Origin of the sequence: Kocuria sp. HSID17590 (assembly GCF_003989485.1) — a bacterium.
GTDB lineage: Bacteria > Actinomycetota > Actinomycetes > Actinomycetales > Micrococcaceae > Kocuria > Kocuria salsicia.
This window is the reverse complement of sequence record NZ_RBMB01000001.1, coordinates 177,568-199,807: the sequence shown is the minus strand read 5'-3', so window position 1 is coordinate 199,807 and position 22,240 is coordinate 177,568. Positions and strand designations below refer to the sequence as shown.

18 protein-coding genes are annotated in these 22,240 nt (G+C 70.5%); 8 read left to right on the top strand and 10 right to left on the bottom strand.

Annotated elements, in window-relative coordinates; genetic code table 11:
• Positions 1-46: 46 nt before the first annotated feature.
• From D8M39_RS00855 to D8M39_RS12790, 5 genes are all read right to left on the bottom strand, one after another.
• The gene (locus D8M39_RS00855) at positions 47-688 is read right to left on the bottom strand and encodes a DUF421 domain-containing protein (RefSeq protein ID WP_126874192.1); all 642 of its coding nucleotides are present in this window, start codon (positions 686-688) and stop codon (positions 47-49) included.
• Positions 685-2,706 carry an ABC transporter ATP-binding protein gene (locus tag D8M39_RS00850; RefSeq protein WP_371413718.1) on the bottom strand — a complete coding sequence of 674 codons (2,022 nt, stop codon included), beginning with the start codon at positions 2,704-2,706 and terminating at the stop codon, positions 685-687. The genes D8M39_RS00855 and D8M39_RS00850 overlap by 4 nt, the downstream gene beginning before the upstream one ends.
• Before the next feature lie 56 nt (positions 2,707-2,762).
• The gene (locus D8M39_RS00845) at positions 2,763-3,248 is read right to left on the bottom strand and encodes a MarR family winged helix-turn-helix transcriptional regulator (protein WP_055082882.1); all 486 of its coding nucleotides are present in this window, start codon (positions 3,246-3,248) and stop codon (positions 2,763-2,765) included.
• Positions 3,249-3,340: 92 nt separating this feature from the next.
• Entirely contained in the window at positions 3,341-4,321 is a 981-nt protein-coding gene (locus D8M39_RS00840; RefSeq protein WP_202975509.1) for an MFS transporter, read from the bottom strand.
• Complete coding sequence (locus D8M39_RS12790; RefSeq protein WP_202975510.1) at positions 4,322-4,657, bottom strand: MFS transporter; 336 nt, start codon at positions 4,655-4,657, stop codon at positions 4,322-4,324.
• 45 nt (positions 4,658-4,702) lie between these two features.
• Here D8M39_RS12790 and D8M39_RS00835 point away from each other — a divergent pair, with 45 nt between their 5' ends.
• Positions 4,703-5,497: a hypothetical protein gene (locus D8M39_RS00835; protein WP_126874191.1), complete on the top strand. Its 795-nt coding sequence runs from the start codon at positions 4,703-4,705 to the stop codon at positions 5,495-5,497.
• Between the two features lie 8 nt (positions 5,498-5,505).
• Here the strand turns inward: D8M39_RS00835 and D8M39_RS00830 are convergent, their stop codons facing one another.
• Positions 5,506-5,859: a hypothetical protein gene (locus D8M39_RS00830; RefSeq protein WP_083482330.1), complete on the bottom strand. Its 354-nt coding sequence runs from the start codon at positions 5,857-5,859 to the stop codon at positions 5,506-5,508.
• A gap of 142 nt (positions 5,860-6,001) precedes the next feature.
• Here D8M39_RS00830 and D8M39_RS00825 point away from each other — a divergent pair, with 142 nt between their 5' ends.
• From D8M39_RS00825 to D8M39_RS00810, 4 genes are all read left to right on the top strand, one after another.
• Complete coding sequence (locus tag D8M39_RS00825; RefSeq protein ID WP_055082870.1) at positions 6,002-6,832, top strand: aldo/keto reductase; 831 nt, start codon at positions 6,002-6,004, stop codon at positions 6,830-6,832.
• A gap of 205 nt (positions 6,833-7,037) precedes the next feature.
• Entirely contained in the window at positions 7,038-8,549 is a 1,512-nt protein-coding gene (locus tag D8M39_RS00820) for a peptide MFS transporter (RefSeq protein ID WP_055082872.1), read from the top strand.
• 292 nt (positions 8,550-8,841) lie between these two features.
• A complete protein-coding gene (locus tag D8M39_RS00815; RefSeq protein ID WP_126874190.1) occupies positions 8,842-10,344 on the top strand; it encodes an APC family permease in 1,503 nt (500 codons plus the stop codon).
• Between the two features lie 44 nt (positions 10,345-10,388).
• Positions 10,389-10,799, top strand: coding sequence for a universal stress protein (locus tag D8M39_RS00810; protein ID WP_126874189.1), 411 nt, complete (start codon positions 10,389-10,391; stop codon positions 10,797-10,799).
• Positions 10,800-11,044: 245 nt separating this feature from the next.
• Here the strand turns inward: D8M39_RS00810 and D8M39_RS00805 are convergent, their stop codons facing one another.
• Positions 11,045-12,010 (bottom strand): phosphatase PAP2 family protein, encoded by a 966-nt coding sequence (locus D8M39_RS00805; RefSeq protein WP_238693891.1) that lies wholly within the window; start codon positions 12,008-12,010, stop codon positions 11,045-11,047.
• A gap of 400 nt (positions 12,011-12,410) precedes the next feature.
• Between D8M39_RS00805 and D8M39_RS00800 the strand changes: the two genes are divergently transcribed.
• Positions 12,411-13,841 (top strand): sugar porter family MFS transporter, encoded by a 1,431-nt coding sequence (locus tag D8M39_RS00800; RefSeq protein ID WP_126874188.1) that lies wholly within the window; start codon positions 12,411-12,413, stop codon positions 13,839-13,841.
• A gap of 190 nt (positions 13,842-14,031) precedes the next feature.
• Positions 14,032-15,693, top strand: a complete 1,662-nt coding sequence (locus tag D8M39_RS00795) for a thiamine pyrophosphate-dependent enzyme (RefSeq protein WP_126874187.1) — start codon at positions 14,032-14,034, stop codon at positions 15,691-15,693.
• Between the two features lie 100 nt (positions 15,694-15,793).
• On the opposite strand, the gene D8M39_RS00790 is transcribed toward D8M39_RS00795, so the two are convergent.
• Positions 15,794-17,047, bottom strand: coding sequence for an MFS transporter (locus tag D8M39_RS00790; RefSeq protein ID WP_126874186.1), 1,254 nt, complete (start codon positions 17,045-17,047; stop codon positions 15,794-15,796).
• Between the two features lie 101 nt (positions 17,048-17,148).
• Here D8M39_RS00790 and D8M39_RS00785 point away from each other — a divergent pair, with 101 nt between their 5' ends.
• On the top strand, positions 17,149-18,150 hold the full coding sequence (locus D8M39_RS00785) for a zinc-binding dehydrogenase (protein WP_126874185.1): 1,002 nt from the start codon (positions 17,149-17,151) through the stop codon (positions 18,148-18,150).
• On the opposite strand, the gene D8M39_RS00780 is transcribed toward D8M39_RS00785, so the two are convergent.
• Positions 18,140-18,808 carry a DedA family protein gene (locus D8M39_RS00780; protein WP_238693890.1) on the bottom strand — a complete coding sequence of 223 codons (669 nt, stop codon included), beginning with the start codon at positions 18,806-18,808 and terminating at the stop codon, positions 18,140-18,142. The genes D8M39_RS00785 and D8M39_RS00780 overlap by 11 nt on opposite strands.
• Before the next feature lie 64 nt (positions 18,809-18,872).
• Positions 18,873-22,208, bottom strand: a complete 3,336-nt coding sequence (gene lysX, locus D8M39_RS00775; RefSeq protein ID WP_126874184.1) for a bifunctional lysylphosphatidylglycerol synthetase/lysine--tRNA ligase LysX — start codon at positions 22,206-22,208, stop codon at positions 18,873-18,875.
• Positions 22,209-22,240 lie beyond the last annotated feature (32 nt).

The window sequence follows — 22,240 nt, the reverse complement described above, 5'->3', positions numbered from 1 at the left end:
CCGAGTCCCTTCGTTGGCGTGGGAATATTCTAGCCGTCCGCAACTATCAGTGAGCGCGCTTTCTTTCGTCGCGTGACGGGCCCTCGTCCGGGGACGCACCGTGCGGATCCCGCTCGGCTGCCTCCGGTGCCGCCAGGAACTCCGCCGGGATGTCCTCCGCCCCCGCCACGTCCCACAGCAGCTCAGGGTCGATGGGGACGCCCCGCCGCAGCACGCTCAGCCCGCCGCCGGACTCGTGCACCACGCACGCGACCTCGGACACTGAGCGCACCCCCGCCCTGCGCAGGGCGCCGTTGAGCTCCGAGCGGGTGATGTGGGCCCGCCGCAGGGCCTTCGGATCCACCCTGTCACCGGCCATGAGCACGCGCGCTGGCGCGTTGAGCACTCTCCGCCAGCGGTCCCGGGCCCCCAGGCTTCCGAAGACCACCTCCAGCAGGAACAGGGTGCTCAGGCCCACGACGCCGCTCGCGAACGTGGGCGGGTGGCCCAGAATCACGCGCCCCGCCACGGCGCCCAGCATCACCGTGATCACCACGTCGAACGTGGACATGGCCGAGAGCACCCGCTGGCCGAGCAGCCGCACGAAGACCAGGAAGACCAGGTAGATGCCCACCGCGGAGAGCACCACGGCCAGGGCGTGCGGCGCGCTGATGCCCAGCTCGGACCACAGCTCCTCCCACCCGCTCACGCGTGACCTTCCGCTCCGCGGTCGGCGGCCCGCCCCGCTTCCGTCCGCTCCGGCCCCCACCCCGTGGGATCGCCTCCGTCCTCCCGCTCACCCCGGGCATCGAGATGCCCGCACGCGTCGCAGGACCCGGCCGACGGCGTCGTCACCGATGGCGTCTCGTGGGGAGCGAACTGCGTCTCGTGCAGCTCCGCGTACCGCCCGCCGCGAGCCAGCAGCTCCGCATGGGTTCCGCGCTCCACGATCCGCCCGGCCTCGATCACCAGGATCTGGTCCGCCCGGCGGATGGTGGACAGGCGGTGGGCGATCACCACGGCGGTGCGCCCGTTCATGGCCTCGTCCAGGGCGGCCTGCACGTGCGCCTCGTTGGTGGAGTCGAGGGCGGAGGTGGCCTCGTCCAGGATCACCACGCGCGGGTGGGCGATCAGCAGCCGGGCGATGGTCAGGCGTTGCCGCTCACCACCCGAGAGCCGGTAGCCGCGCTCGCCCACCACGGTGTCCAGCCCGTCCGGCAGGGACTCGATCACGTGCCGCAGGCGGGAGCGCTCCAGGGCGTCCCACAGCTCGGCGTCCGTGACGCCCTCCCGCGCCACGCCCAGGTTCGCGCGGATGGTGTCGTGGAAGAGGTGACCGTCCTGCATGACCATGCCCACCGTGTGGCGCAGGGACTCGAACGTGGTCTCGCGCACGTCCTGGCCGCCGATGCGCACGGCGCCGGAGTCGACGTCGTACAGCCGCGCCACGAGCTGCGCGATCGTGGACTTGCCCGCACCGGAGGAGCCCACCAGCGCCACCGTGTGTCCGGGCTCGGCCCGGAAGTCGACGTCGTGCAGCACCTGTTCCCCGCCCCGGGAGTCCAGCACCGCCACGTCCTCCAGGGACGCGAGGGAGACCTGCTCCGCCGAGGGGTAGGCGAAGTCCACGTGCTCGAACTCCACGGCCACCGGCCCCTCCGGCAGGGCCCGGGCGGTGGGGCTCTCGAGGATCAGGGGCTTGATGTCCAGCACCTCGAAGACGCGCTCGAAGCTCACCACCGCGCTCATGATGTCCATGTGGGCGTTGGCGAGCATGGTCAGGGGCGTGTAGAGCCGTGTGAGGAGCATGCCCAGTGCCACCACGGACCCGGCGTCCAGGTGGCCGAGCAGCGCCTGTGTGCCGCCCACCCCGTAGACCAGGGCGAGGGCCAGCGCGGAGACCAGGGTCAGGGCCGTGACGAACGTGGTCTGGAGCATCGTGGCGCGGATGCCGACGCCGCGGACGTCCGCCGCCCGGGCGGCGAACTCCCGGGACTCCTGGACCGGGTCCCCGTAGAGCTTGACCAGGGTGGCGCCGCCGGCGGAGAAGCGCTCCGTCATGCGCGTGGACATCTGCGCGTTGTACTGCGCGGAGCGGTGCTGCAGTGCGGCCAGCCTGCCGCCCATGGCGCGCGCCGGGATCAGGAAGATGGGGAGCAGCAGCAGGGACAGTGCCGTGACCTGCCACGAGATGGTGGCCATCACGCCCACGGTCAGCAGCAGGGAGACCAGGTTGGAGACCACCCCGGAGAGCGTTCCCGCGAAGGCCCGCTGCGCACCGATCACGTCCGTGTTCAGGCGCGAGACCAGGGCGCCCGTGCGGGTGCGCGTGAAGAACGCCAGGGGCATGGTCTGGACGTGGTCGTAGACCGCCGTGCGCAGGTCGTAGATCAGCCCCTCGCCGATCCGCGAGGACTGCCAGCGGCTCAGCAGGGAGAGCCCCGCGTCCACCACGGCCACCGCCGCGATGGCGACGGCGAGCCAGACCACCACCGCGACGTCGTGCCCGCCGGTGATCGCGTTGACCACGCGCCCGGCCAGCACCGGGGTGATCACGCCCAGCACGGCGAGGACCACGGAGACCAGGACGAACGCGAGGATCGCCCTGCCGTGCGGCCGGCCGAAGTCCACGATCCGCCGGACGGTGTCCCGGCTGATCTTCCGGCCCTTGTTCTCCTGCCCCTTCATGGTCCGCCACATGGCCATCTGGGCGCTCTGCATACTCACGCCCGTCACTGTAGACCCGGCGTCAGACCCTCACAGGGGCCGCAGGGGGCGGGGTGTCAGACCGGGTAGTCCATCCCGAGGGCGGCCCGGGCGTTGGAGCCGCAGTTCAGTGCCCTGCCGATCTCCCGCAGCTGGCCCACCTGCTCCTCGCTGAGGCGGTCGAAGACGATCTCGCGGACGTGGCGCACGTGGGCCGGTGCGGCCTCCTCCACGCGCTGCAGCCCGGCGGGGGTGATCTCCGCGATCACCACGCGGCGGTCGTCCTGGCGACCCTCCCGGGTGACCAGGCCGTCCTTCTCCATGCGCGCGACGATGCGCGAGAGCCGGGACTGGGAGGTGTTGGTGGCCGTGGCCAGGGCAGACATCTTGTGCCGGTGGTCCGGAGCTTCGCTCAGCATGGCCAGCACCAGGTATTCCGCCAGAGACATGTCTTCCTCGGAGCGCAGCTGCCCCTCGATGGCGCCCGGCAGCCGGAACATGATGGACACGAGCGCGAGCCAGGCCTCCCGCTCCTCGGATGACAGCCAGTTCGTCTCACTCATGCCCAGCAGTGTAGACAGCATATATTGACGCGGCAAATGTTTCTGGCCCTGGGCGAACACGGGTGGAGAGCCCTGCGGGCGGCCCCTGCACCTCAGCCGCCGATCGTGCGCGGCCGCCCGGCGAGCGCCACGAAGACCCCCTGCGCCACCGCGACCCCGGCGAGCAGCAGCAGCGGCAGCGTCCACGAGCCGGTGGCGTCCTTGACCAGGCCGATCACCACCGGTCCGAGCGCCGCGAGCACGTAGCCCAGGCTCTGGGCCATGGAGGACAGCCCCGCCGCCTGGTGGTAGTCGGCGGTGCGCAGCCCGAAGAGGGCCATCGCCAGCACGATCGCCCCACCGGTGCAGAAACCCGCGCACAGGGCCCAGAGCAGGGACAGCCCGGGCAGGAGCAGCAGCCCCAGCACACCCACCAGCCCTGCGCCCGCGAGCAGGATCCCCAGTCCTGACTGGGCCCGCAGCCGGGGGATCATGAACGCGGAGAACAGGGTGCCGGCCAGCCCGCACGCCTGGAACGCGAAGTGGAACCAGCCGGCCTGCACGGCGCTCGCCCCGTTGGCGATCTGGATGGCCGGAAGCCACGTGACCATCGTGTAGTAGATGGTGGACTGCAGCCCCATGAACAGGCTCACCTGCCACGCGAGCGGTGAACGCAGGGGCAGCTGCGCACGGTCGGGGCGTGCCGCGGGCGCGGAGGGCGACGCCGCGGCGTCGCGCCCGGGCGCGGGGGCGGGGGAGGGGGCGGCCGCCGTCGGGGTCGCCGCGGAGGACGACGTCGGGTTCGTCGTCGGGGTCGCCGCACGGACGGAGGCGGTGCCCAGGATCCAGGGGAGCAGGACGGCCACGCCGATCACCGCGAGGCCCGCCCAGATGCCCAGGGCGAAGCGCCACCCGGAGGGCACCGCGCCCGCGATGGGCACCACCAGCCCGGACGCGAGGGCCGCGGTCAGCGCCGTGACGGACTGGTAGACGCCCGTCATGGGGCCGATCCGCTGCGGCCAGTCGCGTTTGATGAGGGACGGGATGAGCACGTTGAGCACGGCGATCGCGGCGCCGAGCAGCAGCGTCCCCACCTAGATGAGTCCGGGGCCCGGGATGGAGCGCACCACGATGCCCACCGCGAGGACGGCGAGCGCGCTGCCCAGGGTCCGTTCGAGCCCGAGCGCCTCCGCCAGCCGCGGCGCGAAGGGCGAGACCGCGGCGAACGCCACGAGCGGCAGGCTCACGAGCAGCGACGCCTGGAACGCGCTGAGCCCCACCTGCTCCTCGATCTGCGGCATCACGGGCCCCACCGCGGTGATGCCCGCCCGCAGGTTGGCGCCCAGCAGCAGCACCCCCACCAGCAGCAGCCCGGCTCGCGGGCCCCTCCCGACGGTGGAGGGAGGCGTGCTGGCACGGGCAGCGGACACGGGGCGACCACCTTTCGACGACGTCCTGCCACCATAATGGGGGCCATGGACTCCCTCGACATCTGGCCCGCGCCCGTGACCTCCGACGACCGCGGGTTCGACGCCGCGGTGCTGCGTCAGCTGGGCAGGAAGCCCGCGGCCGGTGCTCCCGCGGACGAGCGGGCGGGCGGCTCCCCCGAGACGGCCGGGCCCGGTGTCCAGGAGGCCTCCGCCTCGCAGGACGCCTCCGGCGCTCCGGACGACGACGCCGATCCCGCCGGCGAGCGCGCCGCCACCGGGGAACGTACGGCCACCGGGGAGTCCGCGGCCGCGAGCCGGCCCACCCTGCGGGAGCGCCTCACGGCGTCCCTGCTGCTCGTGATCCCCCTGGTCTCCGCGCTCGTGGTGGTGCTCAGTGCCCTGCGCTTCGCGGACACCGGCAACGGCTGGTGGCTCGGGCTCATCGCGGTGGTGCTGGTGCTGGCCGCACTGTCCTGGGTCTCCGTGCTGCGACGCAGCTTCGCGAGGGCGCAACGGCACCTGGCCGTGCGACTTCCGGGTGTGGTCGGTCACGGCGTGGGCATCGTGCGCGAGCTGGACGTGGAGTCCCCGTTCGACGAGAACGGTGTCTCGGACACGGTGACCGCCCACCTCACCCTGCGCGTGAACCCCACGCAGGGCCCGGCGTTCACGGCCGCCCTGGACGCGGTCTACGCACTGGCGGACGCGGAGAAGCTCGCCGTGGGATCGCACGGGCCGGTGCGCTACCTGCGCTCGGACCCGGAGCACACCGTGAGCATCGAGACCCGCCTGGACGAGCAGCGCGTCCAGCAGATCTACCGCGCCGCCGCCATGAACTGATCAGCCCCTCAGCGGGTGGAGGACTCCCGCGCCGCGTGCACCCGGTCCTCCGCACGACGATCCTCTGGACGACGCAGCGGGGAAGAGCCCACCCGGCGGGAACCGGCGGCGGGAACGGCGTCGTGCTGCTCGGTGTCGGCTTCCGGTTCCTCGACCACGCGCGTCCCGGTGCTCCGGGCACGGGAGGGGGACTCGTCGATCGCCGTGATGCTCACGGCCATCACGTTGAGCGCCACGCCCAGGATCGTGAGGATCCAGGCGAGCACGCCCACCGAGGCCACAGCGAAGATCAGGCCGAGCACGATGAGCGCGAGGGACGTGAGATAAGCGGGGGTCTTGGCACGCCGGAAGTTGAACTTCATGTCCCCCATTCCATCATGTTTCCCCCGCTGCTCCGCGCGGGATCCGGGCCCGGCCAGGGACTTCACCGAGAACTTAACGGCTTGTCAGATCCTCGGCGCGGCAGTTGACTGGGAGTAGTTGTCACAGAAAGGATCCAACAGGATGTCCAAGAACCAGACACTTCAGCTCAACGACGGCCACTCCATCCCCCAGCTCGGCTTCGGCGTGTGGCAGGTGGAGTCCGACGTCGCGGAGGACGTGGTGGCCAAGGCCCTGCAGGTGGGCTTCCGCCACATCGACACCGCCAAGATCTACGGCAACGAGGAGGGCGTGGGCCGCGCGATCGCCAAGAGCGGCATCCCCCGCGAGGAGCTCTTCGTGACCACCAAGCTGTGGAACGACGACCAGGGCCACGACTCCGCCCTCCAGGCCATCGACGCGTCCCTCGAGCGGCTCGGCCTGGACTACGTGGACCTGTACCTCATCCACTGGTCGCAGCCGGAGAAGGGCAAGTACCTGGAGACCTGGAAGGCGTTCCAGGAGATCAAGGAGTCCGGCAAGGCCCGCTCGATCGGCGTCTCCAACTTCACGGAGAAGGCCCTGCAGGACGTCGTGGACACCGGCGTGGTCCCGGCCGTGCACCAGATCGAGCTGCACCCCTCCTTCAACCAGCAGCGCATGCGCGAGATCGATGCCCGCAACGGCATTCTCACCGAGGCCTGGTCCCCGCTGGGCCAGGGCAAGGAGGAGCTGCAGGACGAGACCATCGGCCGGATCGCCGAGGCGCACGGGGCCACCCCGGCGCAGGTCATCATCGCGTGGCACCTGGCCATCGGCAACGTGGTCTTCCCCAAGTCCGTGACCCCGGAGCGCATCCAGCAGAACTGGGATGCCCAGGAGCTCACCCTCACGGCGGAGGAGATCGAGCAGATCAACGGCCTCACCCGCGAGGACGGCCGGCTCGGCCCGGACCCGGCGGACTTCAACGACTGACCGGCGAGCACCGACGGCCCAGCACCGCCCACGCGGCGCGGCGTCGTCGGCACCCCCGTCCGGCGCTAGCGTCTGACGCGCTGACCACGCCGCTCGGCGCGGTGCTGACCAACGGCCCCGGGGCCCTCGCACGAGGGCCCCGGGGCCGTTCCCGTGGTGCGTCGCGGGTCCGAGCACCCCGCCCGGGGGTGCATCATGGACTGTTATGAGTCAGAACAGCCCGGACGGCAGCCGCGCGAACACCGCGGCGGCCACACCCCAGCCAGCCATCGACCCGCACAATCCCGCGGGCAGGAAAACCTTCTTCGGCCAGCCCGGAATGCTGGCCAACCTCTTCTCCGTGGAGATGTGGGAGCGCTTCTCCTTCTACGGCATGCAGGCCCTGGTCCTGTACTACATGTACTACGCCACCGCGGACGGCGGCCTGGGCATCGACGAGGGCGTGGCCGCCGGCATCGTGGGTGCCTACGGCGGCACGGTGTACCTGTGCTCGATCCTGGGTGGCTGGATCGCGGACCGGCTGCTGGGCTCGGAGCGCACCATGCTCGCCTCGGCCGTGCTCATCATGGCTGGCCACATCGCCCTGGCGCTGGTCCCGGGCGTGACCGGCCTGACCATCGGTCTGCTGTGCATCGCGGTGGGCTCCGGCGGTCTGAAGACCACGTGCGTGAACCTGGTCGGAACCCTCTACGAGCGTGACGACCCCCGCCGTGACGCGGGCTTCTCCATCTACTACATGGGCGTGAACATCGGTGGCCTGTTCGGGCCCCTGCTCACCGGCTTCGCGTGGGCCAAGTGGGGCTTCCACATGGGCTTCGGCCTCGCCGCGATCTTCATGGCCTTCGGCCTGACCCAGTACCTCCTCACCCGCAAGGGCCTGCCCGCCACGGTGCACACCGTGGCCAACCCGCTGCCCCGCTCGCAGTACGGCACGTGGATCGGCATCGCACTGGCCTTCGTGGCCGTCGTCCTCGTCCTGGTCTTCACCGGGATCCTGAACCCGGGCAACCTCTCCGACGCCGTGATCCTGGTGGTCGTGGTGGCCGCCGTCATCCTCTTCACCACCATGCTGCGGGACAAGGACCTCTCCCCGGACGAGCACTCCCGGGTGATCGCCTTCATCCCCCTGTTCATTGCCACCGCGGCATTCTTCTCGCTGTTCCAGCAGCAGTTCACCGTGCTCGCCATCTACGCGGACACCCGACTGAACCTCAACCTGTGGGGCTTCGAGTTCAAGCCCTCCCTGACCCAGTCCATCAACCCCGTGTTCATCGTCCTGCTGGGCATGGTGTTCGCGGCGGCGTGGACCAAGCTGGGCACCCGTCAGCCGAGCACCCCCGTGAAGTTCGGGGTGGCGCTGCTGCTGATCGGCGTGGCGTTCCTGACCTTCATCACGCAGGCGCACACGCCCTCCGTGTTCATCGGGTGGATCGTGCTCGTGCTGTTCTTCGCGACCCTGGGCGAGCTGTTCCTCTCCCCGGTGGGCCTCTCCCTGGCCACCAAGCTCGCGCCGCGGAAGTTCCCCGTGCAGATGATCGCGCTGTACAACCTCTCCGTGGCCCTGGGCACCGCCCTGTCGGGCTCGCTCGCGGAGTTCTACTCCGCGGAGAACGAAGTGGGGTACTTCGGCACCATGGGCGCGATCACCATCGTGCTCGGCGTCGTCATGCTCCTCGTGTCCAAGCCCATCCTGAAGCTGATGCGCGGCATCCGCTGACCGTCTCTTCCCGCACCAGCGCGCCCCGCACCGTTTCCACGGTGCGGGGCGCGTCTCCTTCCTCGACGACGTCGCCCGCTCCCGTCCCGGACGACGGCACCGCTTCTCTCCCTGGACGACGCCGTCCCTCCTCCGGGGCGACGACGCCGCACGCCCGGCTCCGCGCCGATGCTCCCGCCACTACTCCCCATCCCTTATGGTTGCCTGTACGCATGAGCCGCAGGTCACACGCGCGTGTGACCGGACCAGACATCCGGAGTGGATCCCACAGGGCCCCTCCGTGGAGGAGACCATGAGCGATCCATCACCCTCGCGGGGCGCCACCTCGGCCTCGAAGGACACAAGCACCACGACGGCGGGAGCAGGCGACACCACCGACTCCAGCGGGCAGAGCCACGAGCTCAAGCGGGTCATGGGCCCGGGCCTGCTGCTGCTGTTCATCGTGGGAGACATCCTGGGCACGGGCGTGTATGCCCTCACGGGAAACATCGCCGGGGAGATCGGCGGCGCCGCGTGGGCCCCGATCCTCGTGGCCTTCGTGGTCGCCACGATCACCGCCTTCTCCTACCTGGAGCTGGTGACCAAGTACCCCGGGGCCTCCGGTGCGGCGCTCTACACGCACAAGGCCTTCGGGCTGCACTTCCTCACGTTCCTGGTGACCTTCGCGGTGCTGTGCTCCGGGCTCACGTCCGCGGCCACCGCCTCCAGCACCGTGGCGTCCAACTTCGCCAAGGGCTTCCACCTGGACATGAGCCCGCTGGGCATCACCGTGGTGGCGGTGACGTTCATGGCGCTGCTGGCACTGATCAACCTGCGCGGGGTGTCCGGGTCCGTGAAGCTCAACGTGGTGCTCACGGTCATCGAGCTCACCGGCCTGCTCATCGTGATCCTCGTGGGTTTCTGGGCCGCGTTCCAGGGCAACGCGGACTTCAGCCGCACCGTGGTCTTCGAGACCTCTGACGACAAGGGCATGTTCATGGCCCTGACCGCCGTGACCTCTCTGGCGTTCTTCTCCTTCGTGGGCTTCGAGGACTCCGTCAACATGGTGGAGGAGACCAAGGACCCCACCCGCAACTTCCCGCGCGTGATGCTCATCGGCCTGTGCATCACCGGTGTCATCTACGTCGTGGTGTCCCTGTTCACCGTGGCGATCGTCCCCATCGGGGAGCTCGGCGAGTCCACCACCCCGCTGCTGGACGTGGTGCGGATCGGTGCGCCGGGCGTTCCCATCGACACCATCTACCCGTTCCTCACCATCTTCGCGGTGGCGAACACGGCGCTGATCAACATGCTCATGGCCTCGCGCCTGCTGTACGGCATGGCCAAGCAGGGCGTGATCCCCGGGTTCCTGGGCAAGGTCCTCCCGGGCCGCCGGACCCCGTGGACGGCCATCATCTTCACCACCGCGCTCGGAATGGTGCTGATCATCCTGGTCAACAACGCCATGGGCAAGGGCACCGCGTCCGCGCTCGGCGGCACCACCGCGCTGCTGCTGCTGGGGGTGTTCACGGTGGTCAACATCGCCGCGATCATCCTGCGCCGTGACCACTCCCAGGAGGGCCACAAGTACTTCCACGCCCCGCGCATCCTGCCCTACCTGGGTGCCGTCACGTGCGCGTTCCTGCTGGGACCGTGGGCGCAGGACACCATCGAGTACCAGATCGCGCTCGTGCTGCTCGCGCTGGGCGTGGTGCTGTGGCTCGTGAACTTCCTCTACGGCCGCCTGGTCACCGGGCGCCGCACGCGCTTCCAGCACCCGGAGGACATCGCGCACCTCGAGGACATCGACCGGTGAGCGCGCAGACCCCCGCCGAAGACCCCACACGACCAGGAGACGCCATGAAGATTGTTGTCGGATACCTTCCCACCCCCGCTGGCCGGGCCGCCCTGCGCGCCGGCATCGCGGAGGCGTCCCTGCGCTCCGCGGAGCTCGTGGTCGTCCAGGGGCACCACACGAAGCGGTGGGGCAGGCACACGAGCCCCGAGGACACCCAGTCGGCACTCACCGAGGACCGCGCCGCTCTGGACGAGAGCGGGGTCCCGTACGAGCTCGTGCCCGTGGCCGACGACGCCGACCCCGCGGACATCATCCTGGACGTCACGGACCGCACCCACACCCAGCTGCTCGTGATCGGCACCCGCAGGCGCACGCCCGTGGGCAAGCTGATCATGGCGCCCACCACGCAGCGCCTGCTGCTCGAGGCGGGCTGCCCCGTCCTGTGCGTGAAGGCCGACTACGGCACCGACTGAGCGGGAGGCCGAGGGCGGCGGGCCCCGCACCCCGCGGCGTCCCCGCCGGGTGATGCACGCCGTCGCCCCCGCGGTTCTCGCGCCGCCGGGCGACGGCGCACTCCGCCACTGACGACCATCCCCACGAACGATAGGTTCCCAGGAACGACGGGCCCCGTGAACGACGGGTCCTCATGAACGACGGCGGGCCGGACCTCGAAAGGTCCGGCCCGCCGTCGTTCGTGGCTGGGGGGGTAGAAGAAGTCTCAGGCCGCGCGGTCGGAGCGGTGACCGGTGTGAGCCGCGACGTCGTAGGGGGCCGTGCGGGCGGCGGGCGCCGCCGGCTGCTCCTCCGTGGAGCGGGTGCCGCGCCGGGTCTCAGCCTGTGCGCGCGCCGTGGCCGCCGTGGAGCGGGTGGTTCGTGCCGCCGTGGAGCGGGCCGCCGGAGCCTGGGCGGACCGGGTTCCGCCAGCGGATTTCCGAGCCGCCGCATCCGCCGTGGCGGGCAGCCGCGGCGTGACCCCGGCCTGCTGCCAGGAGAACCCGAAGGCGAGGGCGGGAACCACGGTGTTGGCCACGCTGGCCCCGACCATCACGCCCACGGCGGCCACCGGCAGCGCCGCGAGGACGTCCAGGGGGTAGTGCGCCCCGGAGTAGACGCGGGCTGCGCCCACGAGCACCGTGGCGAGCGTTCCCCACAGCAGGATGCTGCGCCGGGCACGACGGCTCGACGCGACCAGGCTCAGTGCCAGGACGATCGCCACCGCCGCACCCGTGTGCGAGGAGGGGAAGGACAGGGAACCGGACACCGGGCTCAGGGGGTCGCCCGTGAGGAAGGTGGGACGCGGACGATCCACGAGGACCTTCACGAGGCCCACCGCTCCCCAACCCGCGAGGGCGAGGATGCCGAATCCCGTGGCGTCCAGGGGGCGTCGTCTCACGACTGCAAGCCAGCCGATGACGGCGGCCACGACGAGGACGACTGCGCCGTTGGACAGTGCGAGCTGCACCGCCGAGGCCAGGGCGTCCAGGAGGGCGTTGCGATGCTGGGACAGCCCCTCGAGCAGTGCGGTCTCCGCGTCGGTGACCTGCGGTGACAACACCAGCAACCGACCGATCGTCGCCGTGAGGAGCACGGTGACGAGGGGAACGGCCACGCGGTGTCGCAACTGCGGCAACTGCCACGGGGACCCGCCCGGCGAGGGGGAAGTGTACTGCGCCGGAGTGGTCATGACCCCATGGTGACACGGGACACCGAGTGAATCCTGATCCCGGCGTGTCGTGACGCGCAGGGAACAAAAACATGAAGCGACATGATGTTTCACGTGAAACGAAGACTGAGAAAACAGATCAAAACGGTTTTATATCCGTTTTGGAATGTCATCAGTTCAGGTGTCGAGCATGCCGCGCACGCCACGCCGAGGACCCACCGCAGGGTTCGTTTACTTTCCCCTGTGCCCGTCCTACTCTTGGGGCACTGTCCTTCCCCGGCAGCCGCTCCACCCGGGTCCACCGGGCCCGGGAGACCCGCAGCGACGCGCCCCTGCCCCCGGTGACTCTCCGGAGGCTCGGCGTCTTCCCGGGCGTGGGACTCTCAGAGGGTTCGACACTGCACAGCAAGGGAGCTGCGGGATGAGTCATCCAGGGCAAGCACATCTGCCGGAACGTCACCAGACGAACACCGGCGCGGTCATCCGCATCACGACCGTGGCCGCCTTCGGTGGTCTCCTCTTCGGGTACGACTCCGCCGTGATCAACTGCGCGGTCTCCTCCATCCAGTCCACGTTCGACGTCGGCCCCGGCCCCCTCGGCTTCGCGGTCGCCGCAGCCCTGCTGGGTGCGGCGGTCTGCGCGTTCTTCGGCTCGCGCATCGCAGACCGCACGGGGCGCATCCCGATCATGAAGGTCGCGGCGCTGCTGTTCCTGCTCTCCGCGATCGGCTGCGCCCTCACCCAGTCCATCGAGTGGCTCGTCTTCTGGCGAGTGGTGGGCGGCATCGGCGTGGGCGTGGCCTCCGTGATCGCCCCGGCGTACATCGCCGAGGTCGCACCGGCCCACCTGCGCGGCCGCCTCGGCTCCCTGCAGCAGATGGGGATCGTGCTCGGCATCTTCCTGTCCCTGCTGATCGACGCCCTGCTCGCCAACTGGGCCGGCGGCGCCGCCCAGGAGCTGTGGTTCGGCCTGGCCGCGTGGCGCTGGATGTTCCTCATCATGGCCGTGCCCGCCGTCGGCTACGGCGTGGGTGCGTTCATGATCCCCGAGTCCCCGCGGTACCTGGTCTCCGCGGGCCGCCCGGACGAGGCGCGCGCCGTTCTCTCCCGCATCCACGGCGACGAGGCCGTGGACTCCCGAGTGGCGAAGATCGAGAGCACCGTCAACAACGAGCGCAAGCCCCGCTTCGCGGACCTGCGCGGTTCCCTGGCCGGGCTCAAGCCCGTGGTGTGGGTGGGCATCGGCCTCGCCGCGCTGCAGCAGTTCGTGGGCATCAACGTGATCTTCTACTACTCCAACGTGCTGTGGGAGTCCGTGGGCTTCAAGGAGTCGGACTCCTTCACCATCTCGGTGGCCACCTCCGTGGTCAACGTGCTGGTCACGATCGTGGCCATCTTCCTGGTCGACCGCATCGGCCGCCGTCCCCTGCTGCTCGTGGGCTCGGCCGGGATGACCGCCTCCCTGGCGGTCCTCGCGGTCGTCTTCGCCACGGCCAACAAGGTCATGGTGGACGGCCAGCTCACCCCGGACCTCGGCCCCGTGGCCGGCCCGCTCGCGCTGATCGCCGCCAACCTCTTCGTGGTGTTCTTCGGCGTCTCGTGGGGTCCGCTCATGTGGGTCCTGCTGGGCGAGATGTTCCCCAACCACATCCGCGGTGCCGCCCTGGCGGTCGCAGGGGCCGTGCAGTGGATCGCCAACTGGGGCGTCACTGTCTCCTTCCCGTCCCTGTCCAACTACTCGCTGGGCCTGACCTACGGCATCTACGCGTTCTTCGCGCTGGTGTCCCTGGTCTTCACCGTGAAGATGGTGCGGGAGACCAACAACGTGGAGCTCGAGGACATGCGGGCCTGATCCCCTTCCCCAGCACCACCACGATGCCCCGGATCCGCCACGCGGACCGGGGCATCGTCATGGGCGGCGCCACAATGACGTAGTTACCGCCGGGTTCGGGTATTTTCGAGACACATCTCATGAGACACACCTCACAGGGATCGCCCCCGTGGTGATCACTCGAACTTCAACGGCGAAAAGAGAGCATCCCATGACGCATCCCACAGCCACACGTTCCACGGACCGCAAGTCCGCGGGCCACGTGATCGTCGACTCCCTCGCAGCCCACGGGGTGCAGCGGGCCTACGTGGTCCCGGGCGAGAGCTATCTGGACGTGCTGGACGGGCTGCACAATTCACCCATCGAGACGGTGGTGTGCCGCCAGGAGGGCGGTGCCGCGTACATGGCGGAGGCGGACGGGAAGATGAACACCGTGCCGGGCGTGGCCATGGTGACCCGCGGCCCGGGTGCGGCCAACGCGCACGTGGGGCTGCACACGGCGTGGCAGGACTCCACCCCCATGGTGCTCTTCGTGGGTCTCATCCCGTTCGAGCACCGGGAGAAGGAGGCCTTCCAGGAATTCGACCCCCACTCGTGGTTCGCGTCCGGCGCCAAGCGGGTGATGGTCCTGGACCACGCGGAGCGCGCGTCCGAGTACGTGGCGGAGGCCATGTTCGCGGCGCGCTCCGGACGCCCCGGACCCGTGGTGGTGGGGCTGCCGGAGGACATCATCACTCGGAAGATCGACCCTGCGCTGCACCCCGAGATCCCCGTGGCGGGCGGGGGCATGACCGTGGAGGACTGGAAGGCCCTGGAGACGGCCCTCCAGGAGTCCAGCAAGCCGCTGTTCGTCTTCGGCGGCAACGACTGGACCACGGAGGGCGCGGAGAAGTTCACCGGTTGGCTGGAGCAGCACCACATCCCGGCCGCCGCGGAGTGGCGCTGCGAGGGGACCGTGCCGTTCGGCTCCCCCTCCTACGTGGGGCCGATCGGCTACGGGCGCCCCAAGCCCACCGTGGACCTCCTGGAGGAGACGGACCTGCTGGTCTTCGTGGGAACCGTCCCCGGCGACGTGATCACGAACGGCTTCCTGGTGCGCCAGGACTGGTCCAAGCACAACTTCATCGTGACCATGGACCCCTCCATGCGCGGCCGGTCCGGGCCCGTGACCTACCAGATCGTGGCCAAACCGGATGTCTTCGTGCGAGACCTCGTGCGCATGGAGCTGCCGGTCAAGGACGTGTGGCGGGACTGGTGCTCCCGTATGCGGCGCCAGCAGGAGAAGTTCTCCGCGCCCACCGAGACCCACCCCGAGGACGGCCCGGCCAGGATGGACACCATGATGGCGAACCTCGTGGCCACGCTTCCCGAGGATGCCATGGTCACGTTCGGGGCAGGTGAGCACACCAACTGGGCGCACCGCTACTTCCCCACCAACGGCTACGCGTCGATGATCTCGGCCCGCAATGGTTCCATGGGCTACTCGATACCCTCCGCAGTCGCCGCCTCCCTCAACCACCCCGGGCGCCGGGTGGTCTCGATCGCCGGGGACGGGGAGTTCCTGATGAACGGCCAGGAGATCGCTACCGCCGCGCAGTACGGTGCCACCCCGCTCGTGATCGTGATGGACAACCAGGAGTACGGCACCATCCGCACCCACCAGGAGGTGCAGTACCCGGGGCACGTCTCCGGCACGCAGCTGAAGAACCCGGACTTCGCAGCCATGGCCCGCGCCTTCCACGGCTTCGGGGTGCGCGTGGAGCGGGAGTCGGAGATCCCCGCGGCCCTCGAGCAGGCCTGCCGCGCGATCGACGAGGAGCACATCTTCGCCCTGATCCACCTCATTGTGGAGCAGCGCCGCAAAGCATACTGACTGTTCGTGTTGGGTTCATCCCGGACGATGACGCCGCCGCGGCGCCCCCTTCGACGGGAGGGGCACCGCGATGTCGTCGTCCCTGGGAAGGGGCGCGGCCTCAGCGCAGGGGGTGCTCGAGCTGGTCCCGATGCATGCGCCCCACCAGCACCGCGGCAACACCCAGCGCGGGGGTGAGCACCGCGACGCCCCAGAACACCGCCTCGGGCGGCAGCACCTGGGACACCGGGCCGGCCAAGGCCATGGAGACCGGCATGAGGGAGAGCGAGACGAAGAAGTCCAGGGAGGAGATTCGACCCAGCATGTGCCCCGGAACCCGGCGCTGCAGCAGTGTCCCCCAGATCACCTGGCCCGCTCCACCGGTGGCCCCGAACACGCACAGCGCGAGTGCCATGACCCACCACGAGTGCGTGCTGCCCACGAGTCCGAACGGCAGCGTGCCGAAGCCCCAGAGCCAGATCATGGTGGTCAGGTACTTGCGCGGCAGCTGGAAGGACGCCATGATGCTCGCGCCCACGGCCGTGGAGACCCCGTAGAGCCCGAGCATCGCACCGTAGCCCGCCACCGTGCCGCCCAGGCGATCCACCACCAGGAACGGCACGAGCACCTCCAGGGGGCCCGTGAAGAGGAACACGGCGCTCATGGCCCACAGCAGCGTCCACAGCAGCCAGGGCGTGCGCAGGCAGTAGCGGAACCCCTCCACGAGGTCCCGCAGGGCGGAGGACCGGGCGGGCGCGCCGTCGTCCACGGGAGCGACGTCGCGCTCCGGGAGCCGGAGCCGCAGCATGAAGAAGAGCGCGATCCCGTGGGCCACCGCGATCGCCAGCACCGGGGCACCCGGCAGGGCGAGCCCCGTGAGGACTCCGCCCACCGCGGGGCCAGCGGCGAGCTGCAGCAGCGGGCGGGCTGTGCCCTCCACACCGTTGGCCGCGAGCAGCTGCTCCGGGGGCAGGACGCGGGGAAGGGCGGCCGAGTAGGCGGGGTAGAAGAAGCCCACGGCGCCCGAGAACACGAACGCGGCGAGCGCCAGGTGCCACAGGGCGAGGGTGTCAGTCCAGGTCAGCACGACGATGGCCAGGGCGGTGGTGAGGTTGGCGAGCTCCACGCAGCGCAGGATCACGGGCAGCGGGAAGCGGTCCGCGGCCACCCCGCCCACGAGCACGAAGACCACCGCACCGACCGCACCGGCCGAGGTGACGAGGGAGAGGTCCACCGCCGAGCCCCCGAGGGCCATCACGCGGGCCACGAGTGCCACGGCCCAGAGCCCGGAGCCGAAGACGCTCACGCACATGGCCAGCACCAGCACGGTGTAGGCCCGGGAGGAGAATGGTCTGAGGGCTCGGGGCAGAGGCACCATCACAGGCTACCGGCCGGGCGCGGCACCTCGTGGGCAGGGCCCACACCATGGCCTACCGTGGGACCGAGAACCCGCCCCACTGCCCCGAGGAGCACACCGTGCGCGCAACCCATGTCCCGGCCACCGGGATTGTCAACGTCGAACAGTGGCCCGAACCGGAGGCCACGCGGGACGGAGAGTTCGTGGCCCGCGTGGTGGCGGCCTCTGTGTGCGGCTCGGACCTGCACTCCGCCCTGCACGGGACACTGCACCCCCGCGGCCCGGAGCTCGCGGGCTATCCCGGCCACGAAGGGGTGGGCGTGGTCGTGTCCTCCCGTTCGGAGAAGTTCCCCGTGGGCACACCGGTGCTGTGCGTGCCGCCGGGTGAGCTGGGCGGCACATTCGCCGAGTTCATCCTGCTGGACGAGGACCACGCGGTCGCGCTGCCCCCGGAGGTGGACCCGGAGGACCTCACCACCATGCGCCGGTACATGATGGCGCAGCAGATGGGCACGTGCCTCTACGCGATGAACCTCTACTGGCCCCGCGAGGTCCCCGAGCGCCACGCGGGCACGTGCGTGATCATGGGCGCGGGCTCGGCCGGCCTCTTCTTCCTGCAGGACGCCCTGCTGCGCGGCTTCGAGCAGGTGATCGTCTCGGACACCCAGCAGCACCGCCTGGACATCGCCCGCCGACTCGGCGCCCGCACGGTCCTGGTGCCGGACGAGAGCCTGCCGGAGGTCGTCTCCGAGCTCACTGGCAACGCGGGGGCGGACCTCGTGATCGAGGCCGTAGGGTCGGACGCGCTGCGGGCGGAGGCTGTGGAGGTCGTTGCCCACCGCGGCATCGTGGGGTGGTTCGGGCTGTACGAGAACTTCGATCCCGCCCCCGTCCCCATCTACGAGGTCTTCCGCAAGTGCGTGCGCCTGCAGGGCTCGGTCGCGGCTCAGTCCGAGCCCGGACTGGTGTCCTTCCACGAGGCCGTGCGCCGCATCCGGGACGGCGAGGTGGACGTGGACTACTGCCTGGGCCCCGTGCACACCCTCGAGGAGACGGGCCAGGTGCTGCGGATCGCGGAGCGCGGCGGTGACGGGAACGTGAAGTTCACGATCACTCCGTAGCGTCCTGCTCCCGACGCCGCTCCCGCAGGCTCGTGAGGATCTGCAGCCCCACCGGGATCAGGGACAGCGCCACGATCAGCACGGCGATCAGGTCCACGTTGTCCCGGATGAAGGGGAAGCCGCCCAGCAGGGAGCCGGCCACCACCATGATGGTCACCCACAGGAAGCCTCCCAGGATGTTCCACCCCACGAACTGGCGGTACGGGTGCCGCGCGGTGCCGGCCACCAGGGGGACGTACGTGCGCACGATCGGCACGAAGCGCGCGAGCACGATCGCCCGGCCGCCGTACTTCAGGAAGAAGTCCTCGGTCTGGGTGAGGTACTTGGTCTTCAGGAACCGGGCGTCGTCGGAGAAGAACCGCCGTCCGAACCTGTGGCCCAGGTAGTAGCCCACCTGGTCACCGGCCACGGCCGCGAGGAACGGCACGAGGATCATGAGCCACAGCGGGATGTGCAGCGCCTGGTGCAGCAGCCCGCACGCGAAGAGCAGCGAGTCGCCGGGCAGGAAGGGGAACAGCAGGCCGGACTCGATGAACACCATCAGGGCAGTCCCCGCGAGCGCCCACGGGCCCAGTTGTTCGAGCAGCTGGGCTGGATCCCCCAGGGGGAGCAGTTCCGGGGTGAGCAGCCCCGCCGTGTGCATCAGTTCAGGGGTCATGGTGTCCTAGTATGCCTTCCCTCGCCGGGCCGTGCGGGTGAGTCGCCCCCGCACGCAGGATCCCTCAGTTCTTCTGCGGCTTCACGAACGGGAACCCCAGCACCTCCCGGATGGAGGTGGCCGTCATGAGCATGACCAGCCGGTCTAGTCCGATCCCCAGCCCGCCGGCGGGTGGCATGCCCACCTCGAGGGCGTCCAGGAAGTCGTCGTCCACCTCCATGGCCTCCGGATCCCCCGCCGTGGCCTTGAGGGACTGCTCCGTGAGCCGGTGGCGCTGCACCACGGGGTCGGTCAGCTCCGAGTACGCGGTGCCCAGCTCCATCCCGTTGACCACCAGGTCCCAGCGCTCCACGAGCCCCGGCTCGCTGCGGTGCGGCGCGGTCAGCGGCGAGGTCTCCTCGGGGAAGTCGCAGTAGAACGTGGGGAACACCGTGAGCGGCTCCACGAGCTCCTCGTAGAGGGCCTCGAGCACGGCGCCGGGACCCATGCCCGGGCCGATCTCCACGTCATGCGCCGCCGCCGCCTGCAGCAGCACCTCGAAGTCCGTTCGGATCGAGATCTCGCGCCCCACGGCCCGGCTCACGGCGTCCGTCACGGTGACCACGGGCCACGGCCCGGAGACGTCCGTGGGGGTGGGCTCGGCGTCCGGGGCGTGGACGTCCCGCAGCGGCAGTACGGGCGCACCGTGCAGTGCCGTGGCCACGGCCTTGACCAGGCGCTCGGTCAGCTGCCGCATGACCGTGTAGTCCGCGTACGGGTGGTACGCCTCCAGCGCCGTGAACTCGGGGTTGTGGGTGGCGTCCGCGCCCTCGTTGCGGAAGTTGCGGGCCACCTCGAAGATCGGCCCGCTTCCCGCCACGAGCAGCCGCTTCAGGTACAGCTCCGGGGCGATGCGCAGTGTGAGGTCCATGCCGTACGCGTTGATGAACGTGCGGAACGGCCGGGCGGAGGCGCCGCCGTGCACGGTGTTCAGCACGGGCGTCTCGACCTCCCGGTACCCCTCCTCCTGCAGCAGCCGGCGGACGGTGTCCACGGCCTGCGAGCGCTGCCGCAGCAGGTCCATCCCGTGCGGGTGCACCAGCAGGTCCAGGGAGCGTCTGCGCAGCCGCTGCTCGGGGTTCTCGAAACCGCTGTAGGGCACCGGTTGCAGGGCCTTCGCCGCCACGGTCACGCGCCGCGCGAGAATGGACTCCGTCCCCGTGCGAGAGTTCCCCCACCGACCGTCCACCACCAGGAGGTCCCCCACGTCCAGGTTGCGCCGGATCGTGGACCACGTGGAGTCCACGCGTGCGCGGTCCACGAGCACCTGGACGGTCACGCCGCCGTCGGTGAGGTCCACGAAGCCCACGCCGCCGAAGTCGCGGAACCGCCGCACCCGCCCGCTGGTCCGCACCTCCGACGACGACGCCGCGTCGCCTCGCAGGCGCGCGGCCTGCGTGTGCGCGACGGTCTCCGCAGGGGCCAGCCCCACGGGGTACGGGTTGACCCCGTCGCGGGCCAGGGCACGGGCGTGGCGCATGCGGTGGCGCGTCTGCTGCGAGCGCCGGGGCGCGAGCACCCGCATGGGCGCCGGCTCGTGCTGGATCTCCAGGATCTGCTCGAGCGTCCCCGCGTCGAGCTCCGGCTGCGGGGGCGTGCGCACGAACACCGCGGGCAGGAAGCCCTCCACCTGGGCGGTCGCCACGGCCATGCGGGGCAGGGCCAGGACACCGTCGAAGCACGCGTAGCGCGGTACCCACTCGGGCAGGTACTTGGCGTTGGAGCGGTAGAGGCTCTCCAGCTGGAAGAAGCGGTCCATGTAGCCCAGCACCGAGGAGTTGAACCGGGTGATCACGCCCGCACCCAGTTTCTCGGAGTCCTCGAAGACCCCGCGGAACATCGCGAAGTTCAGGGAGACCCGTCTGATCCCGTGCGATGCGCAGTGCTCCATCAGGTCCGTGACCATCAGCTCGGTGACGCCGTTCGGGGTGTGCGGTGCCCGGCGCATCACGTCCAGGGACAGCCCGCCGCGGCCCCACGGCACGAAGGAGAGCAGCCCCTGCTCGGCCCCGTGCTCGTCCCGGGCCACCACCAGCAGGCACTGCCCGTCAGCCGGATCCCCCCACCTGTTCAGGGCCATGGAGAACCCGCGGTCCGGCTCATCGCCACGCCACTGGTCCGCGAGCACACCCAGCCGCGTCAGCTCCTCCGGCGGGAAGTCCTGGTGGCGGGCGATCTCCGTGACCAGCCCGGCACGGCGCGCTCGCCGAACGGCCCGGCGCACCGGCGTCATGGACGAGTTGGCCAGGGAGTAGCGGTCCGGGTGCAGGACGGCCTCGTCCCCCATGACGAGCACGCTGAGGCCCGCTTCCGCATATGCCCGTGCCGCACGTTCCGAGGCGGAGGTGACCGCGGGCAGCAGACCGTAGTGGTGGGCACGGTCGAGCCAACGCCGGATGGCGTCCGGCCACACCGCGGGATCGCCCACCGGGTCTCCGGAGGCGATCGAGACCTGCCCGACTACCCGGAACGTCACGCAGGCCCGGCCGTCCGCGGAGAACACTGCGGACTTGTCCCGCCGCGTGGCGAAGTACCCCAGGGAGTCCTCACCCCCGAACTCGCGCAGCAGCGAGCGCACCGCCACCTCGTCCTCGGGCCGCCACGCGGCCGAGCGGGAGCTGGAGCGCAGGAAGATCAGCACGGCAAGCACGATGGTCAGGGCCAGCAGGGCCGAGGTGAGCTCGGGGAGCCAGGGCGGCACGGTGCTGAGGTAGCGACGTCGCGGGCCCGCCCACCCGAGGCTGCGCACGAGCGCCTCCCCCAGGACGTTCCAGTCGTCGATGGCCGAGCTGGTGGTCGCGAGCAGCAGCGCGTGCGTGGCCGCGACCGTGAGGACCACGCCGCCCACCAGCATCGCCAGCGCGGCGAGTGCACCCCGGGACTCGGTGCGGGCAGGGAACGCGGGGCGCAGCCACCACAGCAGGCCCAGTGCGGCGATGCCCACCGCCACGGCGACCGCGTCGAGCATGGGACTGACCCACACCGGGAAGGGGCCGTGGTGCGGCAGGTCCGGGACCACGGCGCGCAGCACCAGCATGAGCACCGACCAGGTGACACCCACCACCTGGGTGGTGCCCACCAGTACCAGGGCGATCCGCTTGCGCCGCACGAGCGCGCCCGTCAGCAGCCCGAGCACCACCACGGAGACCAGGGACGGCGCCACGGGGAGGTTGAGGGTTCCGAAGAGGATGCTCGGCAGCGGGTTGACCCGGGTGACCCAGTGCAGCAGCAGCAGCACCACACCCGCCGCCGTGGCCAGCGCGAAGATCCAGATAAGGATTCGTGCCCAGCGCTCCTGCCGGGCCGTGGCGGTCCTGACGTCCCGTGTGCGCCTGCCGCGTACCACCTGGGTGTTACCCATCAACTCCCCTTCGAGGGCCCGGCAGAGCGTTC